Origin of the sequence: Psychrobacter fulvigenes (genome assembly GCF_904846155.1) — a bacterium.
Lineage (GTDB): Bacteria > Pseudomonadota > Gammaproteobacteria > Pseudomonadales > Moraxellaceae > Psychrobacter > Psychrobacter fulvigenes.
Genome location: NZ_CAJGZP010000001.1, coordinates 266,437 through 279,651 on the forward strand (window position 1 = coordinate 266,437; position 13,215 = coordinate 279,651).

The 13,215-nt window shown below is 45.3% G+C and carries 11 protein-coding genes; 4 read left to right on the forward strand and 7 right to left on the reverse strand.

Annotated elements, in window-relative coordinates:
• Positions 1 to 75: 75 nt before the first annotated feature.
• The 3 genes from JMX03_RS01205 to ygfZ form a co-directional block, all read right to left on the reverse strand.
• Positions 76 to 279, reverse strand: a complete 204-nt coding sequence (locus JMX03_RS01205; protein ID WP_201576065.1) for a CsbD family protein — start codon at positions 277 to 279, stop codon at positions 76 to 78.
• Between the two features lie 301 nt (positions 280 to 580).
• Entirely contained in the window at positions 581 to 1,906 is a 1,326-nt protein-coding gene (locus tag JMX03_RS01210; protein WP_201593910.1) for a D-amino acid dehydrogenase, read from the reverse strand.
• A gap of 64 nt (positions 1,907 to 1,970) precedes the next feature.
• On the reverse strand, positions 1,971 to 2,723 hold the full coding sequence (ygfZ, locus tag JMX03_RS01215) for a CAF17-like 4Fe-4S cluster assembly/insertion protein YgfZ (protein ID WP_201593911.1): 753 nt from the start codon (positions 2,721 to 2,723) through the stop codon (positions 1,971 to 1,973).
• A gap of 313 nt (positions 2,724 to 3,036) precedes the next feature.
• Between ygfZ and JMX03_RS01220 the strand changes: the two genes are divergently transcribed.
• Positions 3,037 to 3,393: a zinc ribbon domain-containing protein YjdM gene (locus JMX03_RS01220; RefSeq protein ID WP_320158293.1), complete on the forward strand. Its 357-nt coding sequence runs from the start codon at positions 3,037 to 3,039 to the stop codon at positions 3,391 to 3,393.
• Between the two features lie 8 nt (positions 3,394 to 3,401).
• Here JMX03_RS01220 and JMX03_RS01225 read toward each other — a convergent pair whose 3' ends face one another.
• The 4 genes from JMX03_RS01225 to cydD all read right to left on the reverse strand — a co-directional run bounded on the left by JMX03_RS01225 (position 3,402) and on the right by cydD (position 9,317).
• The gene (locus tag JMX03_RS01225; RefSeq protein WP_201593912.1) at positions 3,402 to 5,393 is read right to left on the reverse strand and encodes an SWIM zinc finger family protein; all 1,992 of its coding nucleotides are present in this window, start codon (positions 5,391 to 5,393) and stop codon (positions 3,402 to 3,404) included.
• Between the two features lie 63 nt (positions 5,394 to 5,456).
• Entirely contained in the window at positions 5,457 to 5,603 is a 147-nt protein-coding gene (locus JMX03_RS01230) for a hypothetical protein (RefSeq protein WP_201593913.1), read from the reverse strand.
• Entirely contained in the window at positions 5,593 to 7,362 is a 1,770-nt protein-coding gene (locus JMX03_RS01235) for an amino acid ABC transporter ATP-binding/permease protein (RefSeq protein WP_201593914.1), read from the reverse strand. Before JMX03_RS01235 ends, JMX03_RS01230 begins: the two co-directional genes overlap by 11 nt.
• Positions 7,359 to 9,317, reverse strand: a complete 1,959-nt coding sequence (gene cydD, locus JMX03_RS01240) for a thiol reductant ABC exporter subunit CydD (RefSeq protein ID WP_201593915.1) — start codon at positions 9,315 to 9,317, stop codon at positions 7,359 to 7,361. The genes JMX03_RS01235 and cydD overlap by 4 nt, the downstream gene beginning before the upstream one ends.
• Positions 9,318 to 10,151: 834 nt before the next feature.
• Between cydD and JMX03_RS01245 the strand changes: the two genes are divergently transcribed.
• The 3 genes from JMX03_RS01245 to cydX are packed head-to-tail and all read left to right on the forward strand — an operon-like array spanning position 10,152 to position 13,071.
• The gene (locus JMX03_RS01245; RefSeq protein ID WP_201593916.1) at positions 10,152 to 11,750 is read left to right on the forward strand and encodes a cytochrome ubiquinol oxidase subunit I; all 1,599 of its coding nucleotides are present in this window, start codon (positions 10,152 to 10,154) and stop codon (positions 11,748 to 11,750) included.
• On the forward strand, positions 11,743 to 12,879 hold the full coding sequence (gene cydB / locus JMX03_RS01250; protein WP_201597683.1) for a cytochrome d ubiquinol oxidase subunit II: 1,137 nt from the start codon (positions 11,743 to 11,745) through the stop codon (positions 12,877 to 12,879). The genes JMX03_RS01245 and cydB overlap by 8 nt, the downstream gene beginning before the upstream one ends.
• 15 nt (positions 12,880 to 12,894) lie before the next feature.
• Positions 12,895 to 13,071, forward strand: coding sequence for a cytochrome bd-I oxidase subunit CydX (cydX, locus tag JMX03_RS15290; RefSeq protein ID WP_201593917.1), 177 nt, complete (start codon positions 12,895 to 12,897; stop codon positions 13,069 to 13,071).
• Positions 13,072 to 13,215 lie beyond the last annotated feature (144 nt).

The window sequence follows — 13,215 nt, forward strand, 5'->3', positions numbered from 1 at the left end:
TGAGCAAGCAAAAAGCCGCATAATTATATGCGGCTTTCTTGATTCTGTATTTATTTGCATAATACTACAGATAAATTAGTAATTATTTTCACGACGCCATGTGTCTACTTCACGCTCAGCTTCTTCCTTAGAGTGACCATAACGCTCTTGCACACGGCCGACTAGCTTATCGCGGCTGCCTTCGACATGTAGTAAGTCATCATCAGTTAAGTCGGCCCATTTTTGTTTTACTGAACCTTTGAGTTGGTTCCAATCACCTTTTAGAGTATGTTCGTTCATTATTAGATTCCTTTTTTGATTTTTGGATTCATTATTGAGACATTTATTCCATCTGTCTTTTTTCATACTTCAGTCAGCAGTTATGCATCTAAACCAACCAACTGGTGCTATCTAATATAGGTAGATTGAGCAATGATGTCTGTATAGGCAATGTTGGAAGTGTTGCTTAATTATGGTTATCTGCAGGTCTGTGTTATGGATACCGTAGTTATGTATTGAATCATCTAGATTGTGCATGTACTACGTAAAACGAGTAACGAATGAGAGGGATTAGTTTCAAAAAAGATAGAGAGTATGACGCTTATTTATTGACTCCGACAAAATCAAAATCGACTGGCGATGTCTCGCCTTGTAGCAATAAACTAATAGCCTTTGCTGAACCGCAAGCATGCGTCCAGCCAAGCGTACCATGACCAGTATTGAGCCATAAATTATCAAAACTGGCATTCGTATTTTGACTGCCATGACGGACTTGACCTTTATGCGCGCGTCCTATTAACGGTACGTTTGATGGGGTCATCGGTCGCAGCCCTGTCCAATATTGCACAGAATTAGCAATGATACCTTTCGGGAATAGCTGCTGTACACGGCGAGTGATGGCTTCACAGCGTGTGCTATTCAAATCCAAATTATAACCATTGAATTCTGCTGTGCCAGCAACGCGTAATTTATCGCCAAGGCGTGAGGTGACCAGCTTGAACTCATCATCAATAAGACTGACGAATGGTGCTAGATGCGGAGCACGCGGATTGATTTGATAAGTGGCCGAGTAGCCTTTGGCAGGGAAGATCGGTAGATGAATATTAAGCGGCTTCATTAATGCAACGCTATGGCTGCCAAGTGCTAGTACATGGCTGTCTGCACTAAAGGTTTGCGCGTTTTCACCCTTGGGACGGATAGTCATGCTATGAATATGCGGATGGGTAGAGTGGGCGTCAGCGTTTAACGCCAAAACTTCCGTATCGTATAAGAACTGCACGCCAGCTTCAATGCAGCGTTCAGCTAGGCGCTGAGTGAATAGATGCGCATTACCTGACTCATCACGGCTGGTATAAGTAGCGCCTTTGAGCTTGTGGGCAATAGGATAGAGCGCTGGCTCTAAACTGACTGCATTATTAATATCAATGACATGACGTTCGCAGCCTAGCGCCTGCATACGCTGTGTTGGTGCAATGGCGGCATCAAACTCAGCTTGATCGGTATAAAAGTGCATAATACCGCGTGTTTGCTGCTCGTAATCAATACCGATATCAGCACGCAGCTGCTGCAAGGCATCTCTAGAATATAAGCCCAAACGTACCATTTGCACCAAATTGGCATCAGCTCGTTCTGCTCGGCACTCTTGCAAGAATTGCATCGCCCATCTGAGCTGCGCCTTGTCAGCTCGCAGACGATATAGTAGCGGAGCGTCTTCTTTAAACAGCCATTTGAGCGCTTTCATTGGGGTAGCAGGATTGGCCCAAGGGGTCGCATGGGAGACGGATATCTGCCCGCCATTGGCAAACGAGGTTTGCATTCCCGCTGCTGATTCACGCTCAATGACAGTCACATCATAGCCTGCTTGCTGAAGATACCAGGCGCTGGTCACACCCACTACGCCTGCTCCGAGTACCGCAATATGTGTCATGAGTAAAATCTCTTAGTGGCTGTTTTAGCTGCTTATTTGACGCTTGATTGCGGTTTGAACACAGCTATTGCGGACGCGCGATATCAGCTTGCAATGCTTTTGGTAACTCTAATAGAGTCAGGTCGCTATCATCGAGATGTGCTGGGCGTGCAACTACCAAGGCTTCAAAACCGTCGGCAGTAGCAATCGCATTGACCACTTGAATTTTATCAAGCTTGTCACCTGCTGCCGGGACATCACCCGTTCCTTTTACATAATGCAAAAATGCTTTGGGCGCCGCTTTAAAGTAAATGCGAGCGATGACTTCTTGACCGAGATAGCAGCCTTTGTCATAGTCCATACCGCCGCGCTGGTGCAGACGCAGCTCTTGCGGCTGAAACTGACCTTGAGTTGCCGCTACTATCCAATAGTTACCCGTGGCGATGCTACTCTGCATCCAAGCTTGGGTATTCTCTGCCGTATTATGCTCATCTTTATGACTAAAGGTCGGCTCATCAGCAATCACGCAAGGATAGATTGGCGTTGGCGTGCTGGTCTCAAACTTAAAAAAAGCACCGTATTTCTTTAAATGTGCTTGGAGAGATTCAACACAGTCGCTACTGACGACCAAGTCGAATTGATTTTCGTCTTGCTTTTTTATCCAAAGGCCAAAATCAATCCGCCCTTTTAGGTTACTAAGTGCGGTCGGTTGATAGCTGAGCCCGATTTTGGTTACGTTAGTTGTGATCTGACCTTGTAAGAATTTTTCGGCATCCTCGCCTTGTAAGGTTAATTGTGCAAATTGCGGCAATACAGATACGTTTGAAGATTGACTCATGGTTATTATCCTTCATTATTATATGGATTTAGTTGGATGTACTCTGTTTTATGGTTCGTATGTCGTCTATTAGAATCGAAATAGGGAGCACAATAAAGATTGCGCTTAGGTCATATTCAAAGACCAGTATATCGAAGATGAATGACTACAAAGTAGAGTAACACAAAAAACAGATGCATAAAAAAATGCCATACATGTGTTGTAGATTGGGCGCAGCGCCTACATTTCAAGCGTGCAAATTGGTTAAAGTCAGCGACTTGGGGTACAATAATGATCTACTACAACCCTTATTTTGACGGCTATCGAGGAAATTATGAGCTTACCCAATTGTCCAAAATGTGATGCTGAATATACTTATGAAGATGGTGCCTTACTAGTGTGCCCGATGTGCGCTCATGAATGGACGGCTGCTGAAGCTGATGCTGCCGAGGCTCAAGCTGAGGAAGACAGCATCATTCGTGATGCGGTAGGGAATGAGCTGCAAGATGGTGACGCGGTGACGGTCATTCGCGACTTAAAGGTCAAAGGCTCATCAAACTCTATCAAGGTTGGCACCAAAGTGAGAAGCATCCGCCTGCTTGATAATCCTGTAGATGGACATGATATCGACTGCAAGGTTGATGGCTTTGGGCAGATGAAGCTTAAATCTTCAGTGGTAAAAAAGGCTTAGCGCAGACACTAAACTTTAGGCCAGTGTATTTTGCTAAGCTCGTCCAATAGCGCGGGCTTTCTAGGATATTCACTGAACCGCCTTTGCCATTCTTTGACCAAAGGTTTCCACATAGTAGTCGCTGCCGGCAGGGCAGCCAACATACGCTGAATGTCCCCCGCCAGCTCTTTGTATTCTTTGCGTCCGTTTACCTGTTCTATTCGTTGCGTCCATTGCTGTTTATAAAAGTCGATAAGCCAAGCAGCATCGGCCGCAATGATTTGATCTTGATAGTCTTTAAGCAAACTGGCATGAGGATAGGATTTGAGCAGCTCAATCAAAGCTTTGGTATCGGCTTCTAAGCTATAAGTCTGTGCTAATAAAAATAGCTCAAAGCCGCCAACTTGAAAGGAATGTGTTGGTTGCGGATTATGTCTTTGAATTAAGCGTCTAAGACGGTCTTGTTGGGCACTGATAACCGTTTGCCATTCATCAGGTGGATAGCTGTCTCGCCATTTTTTATAGTAATACTCATCAATTTTTCTCAATCCATCAAAAGCCAGCGATTTACAATTTTGACGGATAATCTCTGTCATATCTGTTTGCACAGGCAAGTCACCTGCCTGCAAGATAACATTAACCAACTGCTTTTGCCACTTGATTACCGTACCTGTGTGACCTTCTTCTTTAGCGATATCGATACCTTGAGAAATCAAACGCACGGCAAGATTGACTTCACCCAAGCTTAACGCTTTATCTATTAGTAAACCGCGAATCTTAGGTAGGTAGGCAAACTCACTCAACACTTCACTAATTTGTCCATTAGCGATAAGCTGATTAGCTACCAAATCACTATTTTGTAAATGGTTCAATAAAGCAATCTTTAGCGTCACTAGGCTCTCAAGTTGATAATCGCCGTACCTTGAGAGCTTTTCCACCTCGATATGCCCGTTTAGAAGTGCCAGAGCAGCGTACCAATCCTGCTTGGCAATCAATAAATCAAAGCCTACCCGTTCAGGCTGATAGCTAGAATCTGTCTCATAAATATTATCCATTTGCCAATCATCGACTTGCTGGCGCACCTCTGTCAGTAGCTCTTTATGCAAATTTGTCTGATACAGAATTAAGGCACCGCTCCAACTGGGATGGTAGTCTTGAGCTTGCTCATTTTCAGCAATACCAAAAACCAGCTGACCGAATTTGGCAAATCCTACATAAAAGCCTTCAGAGATATCCCTCTCTGGATACTCTTCATTGACATCTATTAACCTCCCAAGCCAATATAAGACACAAGCGACTTGATACTGAAGCTGGTTATCAAACTGGTCAAATATTTGCTCAAATTTGACGCTCTCGTCACGAAAGTCACTCTCACTAGCATAGTAATCGTCGTAGTCGTCATAATATCTATTATCGATATCTAAGATAGCATCAACTTGCCGATGCATAGATTGCAGCACTTTGGGGTCGCGTAACGCACTATTATCCTCTTCAGGAGCTTTTTCTTTATAGCGGCTTGCCCAGATGACTAGCTCATCTAATAGGTGAGGATGGTGCAGTAAGCATTGTTGGATAAACTCTTGCAATGCTGGCTTGTCCAAAGATTGTAATAGTGCTTCGCTATCTATCACTGGGTTGGTATTCACTATGGCGTCTTCTATAATGGCATTTTCTTCTAGAATTGCTTCACCACTTTTAAGCTGCTCACGAATACGCAGCAATACGGCAACCAAGTGCTTGCAATAGTCATCATAAGCATCGCCATAAGGACACTGGCAAGATAGGCTATCGATGGTCATATCACCATCGGGCATCTGCGTCAGCGTGACTTGCACAGGGTAGCGCTGAGAACCATAAACTATAGCTGACCATTGTTGCCGTTTATTGACTGTAATAGCATCAGATGCGAGTTTTTGTCCAATCAACTGCCTGACCGCGCCTGAATTTTTATAGTTGATACCGCGCTCAATGATGGTGGGTGAAAATAAGCGCTCAAAGCGTGAAAGTTTTCCTAAAGCCATGATCACTCCTTCGTTAACTTATTTATTTGACGTTAAAGGTTCAGCTTAATTACCAAGTACGTCCTAATCAAGCATTTTACCGAACTTTAGCAGCCGTGAAGTGATTGAGCCTTTGGTACGTTGGTGACGCTCGACCAGTACAGCGATGGCGTCGCCGTTATCAAAAGCCTTTAACAGCTGCTGATCTTCTTCATAGACTTTATACGTCACTAGTAAATACACTCTCATCAAGCGTTAACGATTCGCAGTGCCCCATATCCCATTCGTGGTGGCTAACGATGATTAATAAGTCATCTTTTTGATGCGTACGCACATTTTGCCAAACCTGTGCACGAGTTTGAGCATCAAGACCCGCAAATGGCTCATCAAGTAAGAGCACTCTGCGAGGTTTTAATAATAATCTTGCCAGCGCTATACGCCTTGCTTGACCACCAGATACTGCCGCGCCATATTCGCCAAGCGGTGTGGCAAGCCCCTGCGGCTGCGCTTGTAACCACTGCGATAGACCGACCTTGTTTAAAGCAGCAAGTAACTCAGCATCACTGGCATCTGCTTTTCCCAAATGCAGATTAGCTGCCAAGCTTTGATCAAAGATATCAAGATGCTGACCTAAATAGCCGAGCTGATCACGCCAGTCGTAATCATGCCAAGCGGCACCATTTAAAGTCACCTCACCTTTTAATAGTGACAGCTCACCTGCCAGCATTTGCAATAACGTCGATTTGCCGCAACCTGAAGGGCCACGAATGATGAGCGGCGTTCCCGATTTTATGGTGACGCTCACATCTTGCGCGCCTACTAAGGCTTTTGGTATTTTTGCATAGACACCGCGTAACTCTGCGGTAAGTGCATTCGTAGGCAGTGCTAATAAGGGTTTGGGTGTTTGTAATTTAACAGCTTCTCTTTTCACGCTGTCTTTTGCTAGATTATCGTCATCAGCCTGCTGATTTAGCAAAGTATTTAAGCGATTTTTGGCAGCGATACTACTACCCAGTGAAAGATAGTGCTGACCTAAAGGCGCGACAATCTCTTGAATACCAAGCAGTCCTAGTGTCACTGCCAGTATTAATGGCACATTGATAGAAGCACTACCATCCAAGGTAGCAACAGCAAACAACACCACCAAAATACTTAAATAAAATAACCATTGAATCCCCAAGATATAGCCAGAGCGCTGTTTTTGGGTTTGCCATTCTAAATGCTGTAACGCCTTATCTTGAGCTATATAGTCTTGGGTTTGCGCGCGCCATTGTTGCCAAAGAAGTAGCTGGGTAATAATCGCTAAAGGAGCGAGGAGTTTATGTCGGCGGGCTTCCGATACTTCGGCCAATCGCTTTGCTTGTCCAACACCCAAATAAGTACATAGTAGCGGCAATAGCAGGGTAAAAGCGAGCAATGTATAAATAACCAGCTTGAGCATGGTGCTGATAGGCAACACAAAACCGATAAACACCGCCAGTAGCAGCACTGTTAGGGTGCTAATCAGCCAAGGGGAGATGACGCGCAATATAAACTCATCGAGCTTATCGATATCGCTGACCAGCCTGTGCATATATTGAGAGGCGTGCAGAGCGTGCCGCTGCTGCAATAAAGGCAGGGCAGCTAAGCGATTAAAAAACCTCAACCTGAGCGTCTTTAATAAATCAAATACGGCATGATGCGAGACCATCAGCTCACCATAGCGACTCGCGGTCCGCGCCATGGCTAGCATACGTATGATGCCAGCGGGCACCATGTAGTTAAAGGCGTGTGAGCCAACAGCCAGCATGCCAGCCAAGGCAGCACCAGTAATAAACCAACCTGATATCATCAGCAGCGCAATGATTGAGATGGCAAATATTAACCCGAGCAGCCATGAGATGAGCCATAAATCAAACGAGGGCTTGAACATATCGCGTAAGCGAAAGGCTGGTGCATTGCTATCTACAGGCTGATAGTCAGACTGATGAGGTGAGATGTTTTTACTCATGGCTTATCTCCTAACGGGCTAGAGTGCTCATTAGTGTCAGCACCAATACCAGTATTAGCATTGAGTGCCTGATGGTTAGTTGCCGATGACAGTGGTTGTGACATAGGCAGAGACAGTCGAATCACGTTATCTAACCAATCTAGCTGCTCATGCGCGTGGGTAATCCATATAACGGTTTTATGACGGCTGACCCTCTCAAGTAAGGCATGAATACGCTGGGCGGTATCAGGGTCTAAATGCTCGGTTGGCTCGTCTAGCAGCCATAAACTGTCATCACGCAGTAGCAATTGTGCGATACCCAAACGCTGCTGTTGACCGCCAGATAAGCCTTGACCACGCTCGCCAAGCTGAGTATGGATACCGTCAGGTAAGCGCTTAATCAACTCCCATAACTCCACCACCTCAAGTGCATCAATCAGCGCTTGTTCCGTGGCGTTAGGGTTAGCAAGACGCAGGTTTTGGGCAATCGTGAGCGGCATCAGTGCCACTTGCTGTGCTAGATAGCCGATGTTTTGACGCAAGCTTTCAGGATTGATATCGGTAAGCTCGACTCGCTGCCCACCCTCTTTGCTAATCAGTTCAATACAGCCTTCGTAGTTTACAAAGCCCATCAGCGCTTGCAGTAGGCTTGACTTGCCACTGCCGCTATCACCAATCAGGGCGACCCGCTCGCCTGCTGTTATACCAAAGCTAACAGGCGCTAAACGCGTACGATAGAAGGCTGCGGTGTCGGTTGTTTGTTGATTGGCAAGTTCGGGAGAGGTCGCTATCGGGCTGCGGATGCTGAGGTTAGATAGCGCTATGCCAAAAGCTTGAGAGACATCTAGTGGCATTGCGTCAGCTGTATATCTATTAGATTTACGGTCATTATTATCTTTAACACTGCTAGGGTCATCTAAAGGTTCAGAGTCCACTTGTTTAGTATTTTCAATACTAGCCGTTTCAATACTGGCGGCCTCAATAATCGGTAGCAGGCTCTGTACCGCGCCCTCCGCTTGCGCTTTGGCATGGTAGTCGGCACCCAACTGGCGTAGTGGCACATAAAACTCAGGCGCTAGTAATAAGATAAACAAAGCGCCAAAATAGGGTACTGGCACTTCCCCTTTAGCCCACGGCAAAATACCGATTAATCCAAAGCCCAAATACACCGCTACTAACGCAATACTTAGGGCAGCCAGGAGCTCTAATACCGCACCGTTTAAAAAGGCAACTTTTAGTACATCCATGGTGCGGCGACGATAATCCTCGCTACTAATGGTCAGGTCGTGAGCTGCGATATCGGTGGCTTGCAAACGTTTTAAGGTTGGCATACCACGTACCCAGTCCAAAAAACGTCCGCTCAGCTGAGCGAGAGCCGTGAATTGATCCGCGCTTTTTCGGGCAGTTAAATGACCGATAAGTATCATGAATATGGGTACTAATGGCGCAGTCAGTAATAGTAGAGCCGCGGCAATCCAGCTTTGCCATGCTACAGCAATCACCAAAATAATAGGCGTGCTGGTAGCAACCTTGCGCTGCACACTAAAGCTACTGATAAAGCCATCTAGCGCATCCGTTTGGTCTATGATCTGGCTAGACAAACTCCCGTCACTGCCAAAATAGCGCAGGTTTGGCCCGAGCTTTGCCATGGTCGATAACAGAGACTCACGAAGCTCGCTGCGCACTTTGAGACTGGCGCGACTACTAATGAGCTCACGTCCGCTGTTGAGCAAAGGCCGGATCATAAAGCAGAGTAGGAGTCCTACAAACCAATAGTTAGAAACACCTGTGGACAGCGGCAACTCATTAAAATGATTGTTCAGCCAAGTACTGAAAAGATTGGCAAGTAACCAAGCCTGCCAGACAAAAAACAGCGTACTGATGATGGTGAGCGCCCAAGCCAAATTCAGTGGGCGACTGACCGACGTAACAAGCGCTTTGAGGAAACGTTTTTCGGCATTGGAAAGTGTTGCCATAATGCTATCTGCCGTAAAAAAGAATAAGAATTAAACAGTATTAACGACCAATCAAAGGAGTTTATTAAAAAAATATTTACTAAAATAGATAGGAGTCGATGCTAAATCAGCGACACCAGCACCTCAAAAACAAACTGAGGGCATATAGCGATTGGCTTATTTGATTAAAATTAATAACATGATTGTAAGCGCTGCCATAGGCAAAAGCCAACTGAGCCTTCTGTTTAGCCTTCGACCATATTACTCGGTAATGGTTGCAGTGGTTGGTGCGCTCGGTGCCAGATAAGTAAATTCTAATAAAGTGACTGGTAAGTAATGTTTATCTTTTATTAGCTTAAACCATAGAGGTCATTTGCTCTCCAGAGGTCTACAGCGTAATATCTAAAGTGTTCTAAACAATGACAAAGACATAATTATTGATATGCTATGTAATAACTTGGGATTAATTCCCTAGGTTTTCTGTGACTTTAGTTCTTGTGTTGGTATGATGTAGATATTATACTAATAAACATACTATTGTTACTAATAGTTTATATTTTTGTTTTTCAATCACTTATTGCAATGATGAGGTGGTTGGTTTTATTTTTTTGTGGGCTTCTATGATACCGATATGAGTGCGTCCTTAAAACGCTCATCGGTCGCAGTTATTCATATAAATGGATGTATATAAATAAAGAGGCAAAATCCTATGAGTAATATAGGGTGAGCAGTTAGGCCAATCAATGGATTATATAGAGAAACGTTACACCAAGAGAGAGGTAACGGGGTTTTTCTATATGATTTTTTAGGGCGATTGGGCCTGGTTTGTGAGTCCTTATTTTTAGGGAGTTTAGTATGATTACTGAACAACTAGTAGATATATCCCGCTTGCAATTCGCGGTGACCGCACTTTACCACTTTTTGTTTATCCCACTCACGATAGGCATGGTCTGGATCCTTGTTATTATGGAGACAGTCTATGTGACCACTGGGCTACAGATCTGGAAAGACATGACCCGCTATTGGGGCAAGCTCTTTGGTATCAACTTCGCTTTAGGTGTTACCACGGGTATCACCATGGAGTTCCAGTTTGGTACTAACTGGTCGTATTATTCGCAGTACGTGGGTGATATCTTTGGGGCGCCGCTAGCCATCGAAGGCTTGATGGCATTCTTCCTCGAATCCACTATGGTGGGTTTATTCTTCTTTGGTTGGGACAGGCTGTCTCGCTTTCAGCACTTAGTAGTCACAGTTTTGATGGCGATAGGTACCAACTTGTCGGCACTATGGATTTTGATTGCCAACGGCTGGATGCAAAGTCCTGTCGGTGCAGAGTTCAACTATCAAACCATGCGAATGGAGATGACTGACTTTGCAGCTATTCTCTTGAACCCAGATGCTCAAAACAAATTTGTACACACCGTATCGGCAGGCTATGTCGTCGGTTCGGTATTTGTGCTTTCTATCTCAGCATTATATTTGCTGCGCAAACGAGATGTCGAGTTTGCTAAGCGTAGCTTTCAGGTAGCAGCGGCCTTTGGTCTGGCATCCATCTGTAGTGTTATCGTACTGGGTGACGAGTCAGGCTACTCGGTGGGTAAAGCGCAGCAAACCAAATTGGCAACGATGGAGGCTATGTGGCATACAGAGCCTGCACCAGCGCCGTTTAACTTGATTGCGAGCATCAATGAAAAAGAGCAAAAAAACAACTGGGAGCTGCAGATTCCTTATGCCATGGGCATCATCGGTACGCGCTCGTTTGATACAGAAATCCCTGGTATTCATGAAATCAAAGAGATAAACCGTGAGCGGATTATCACAGGCATCACAGCGGTAACTTTGCTAGAGCAGTTACGCCAAGATACTGGCAATATGGCTTTAAGAGATGAGTTTGATAAAGTTAAAGATGACTTAGGTTTTGGTTTATTGCTCAAAAAATATACGGCTGATGTCTCGCAAGCCACGCCTGAGATGGTACAAAAAGCCACAGACGATACCATTCCTAGAGTCGCGCCGATGTTTTGGTCTTTCCGTATCATGGTGGGCTTGGGCTTCTTGATGCTGGCACTGTTTGCCGTCAGCTTATGGTACAGCGTCAAAGGCACCTTTACTGAAAAGAGATGGCTGCTGAAATGGGCGGTTGTGATGTTGCCAGCACCTTGGATAGCCGCTGAGCTTGGTTGGGTGGTGGCTGAGTATGGCCGTCAGCCTTGGACTATTTATGGGGTGTTACCGACCTATGTGTCGACATCGAACATTGGTATAGCGAACGTTTATTGGTCACTGGCTGGGTTTGTCGGGTTCTATACCGTGCTGCTTATTATCGAGGTATATCTGATGATTAAGTATGTGAAGTTAGGACCTGCCAGTTTGGGTACAGGACGTTATGATGGTGAGACCCCTCGGGATGTAACGCCGACTTCAGCGGATCAGGAGGTGACTCATGTTGTTTGATTATGAAACGCTAAAAATTATGTGGTGGCTTCTCGTTGGGGTGTTACTGATTGGTTTTGCCATCATGGATGGTCACGACATGGGGGTTTGTACCCTCTTGCCTTTCGTTGGAAAAAATGACGAAGAGCGCCGAATTATTATCAACACCATTGGCCCACATTGGGAAGGTAACCAAGTCTGGTTCATCACCGCAGGTGGCGCATTATTTGCTGCTTGGCCTATGGTCTATGCTACGGCTTTTAGTGGCTTTTATTGGGCGATGATGGCGGTGTTGTGGGCGCTGTTTTTCCGTCCTGTTGGTTTTAAATACCGCAGCATGGTCAAAGATCAAAGATGGCGCAACGCTTGGGATTGGGGGCTGTTTGTCGGCTCGTTTATTCCTGCTGTGGTATTTGGCGTGGCGTTTGGTAATCTGTTCTTAGGCGTGCCATTCAGCTTTGATGACAATCTTTTGTCGACATACACTGGCAACTTTTGGCAGCTGCTAAACCCATTTGCTATTTTGGCCGGTTTAGTGAGTGCAACCATGCTTATCATGCAAGGCGGCGCTTATTTGGCTCACCGTACCGAAGGTGTCATCCAGCAGCGTACGATTCGCTACAGCATAATCTCCGCTGTGGCGATGGTGGTACTGTTTGTTGGCGCTGGGTTTTGGGTACAAACGCTTGATGGTTATGTCATTACATCAACGATTGATCCAGGCGGCCTGCCGAACGTCCTTGCCAAAGAGGTTGCCGTGCAGCAAGGTGGTTGGATGACGAATTTTGCTACTTATCCATGGGCATGGGCTTTCCCTGTATTGGGTGTTTTAATGCCACTCGTTACCGCGTTGCTATTAAAAGCAGGCAGAACACTGACGGCATTTGTTAGCTCCAGTATTGCCGTATTGGGTGTCATCATGACGGCAGGTATTGCACTGTTTCCGTTCATTATGCCGTCATCTTCTTTCCCAAATTCCAGCTTAACGATTTGGGATAGTGTGTCTAGCCATTTAACCTTGATGGTCATGCTGTATGCAGTCGTATTCTTGGTGCCGCTCATCGTGTTTTATACAGGCTGGGCTTATAGTGTCATGCGCGGTAAAGTCACTGCTGCTTACATTCGTGAAAACGATCATACGCTTTACTAAATTAAGGAGATAAGTATGTGGTATTTTGCCTGGATGTTGGGGCTAGGGTTTGCGGTATTATTGGCTATTGTTAATGCTATCTGGTTAGAGCACGAACAAGGACGCCTGGATGCATTCTCTCCCAATAACAAAGAGCCAGAGACGCCTGATCTTGACAAGCTACCTAAAGAAAGTACGACTGGAGTAGAGTAGAGGTCGTTTATCTTGATCAGACGATTATGATGGCTAAGTTATAATAATTAGCGGTTATAACAGGATTTTGTAAGCCAGATACAAAGTGAGCTCAGATGAGCTCACTTTTTTTTGGTAAGATAGACGTAATGAATAATTTTGTAC

Bases quoted from the DNA above. Each gene is read 5' to 3' on its own strand.
- JMX03_RS01205 (WP_201576065.1), bottom strand. From the start codon at position 279: ATGAACGAACATACTCTAAAAGGTGATTGGAACCAACTCAAAGGTTCA.
- JMX03_RS01210 (WP_201593910.1), bottom strand. From the start codon at position 1,906: ATGACACATATTGCGGTACTCGGAGCAGGCGTAGTGGGTGTGACCAGC.
- ygfZ (WP_201593911.1), bottom strand. From the start codon at position 2,723: ATGAGTCAATCTTCAAACGTATCTGTATTGCCGCAATTTGCACAATTA.
- JMX03_RS01220 (WP_320158293.1), top strand. From the start codon at position 3,037: ATGAGCTTACCCAATTGTCCAAAATGTGATGCTGAATATACTTATGAA.
- JMX03_RS01225 (WP_201593912.1), bottom strand. From the start codon at position 5,393: ATGGCTTTAGGAAAACTTTCACGCTTTGAGCGCTTATTTTCACCCACC.
- JMX03_RS01235 (WP_201593914.1), bottom strand. From the start codon at position 7,362: ATGAGTAAAAACATCTCACCTCATCAGTCTGACTATCAGCCTGTAGAT.
- cydD (WP_201593915.1), bottom strand. From the start codon at position 9,317: ATGGCAACACTTTCCAATGCCGAAAAACGTTTCCTCAAAGCGCTTGTT.
- JMX03_RS01245 (WP_201593916.1), top strand. From the start codon at position 10,152: ATGATTACTGAACAACTAGTAGATATATCCCGCTTGCAATTCGCGGTG.
- cydX (WP_201593917.1), top strand. From the start codon at position 12,895: ATGTGGTATTTTGCCTGGATGTTGGGGCTAGGGTTTGCGGTATTATTG.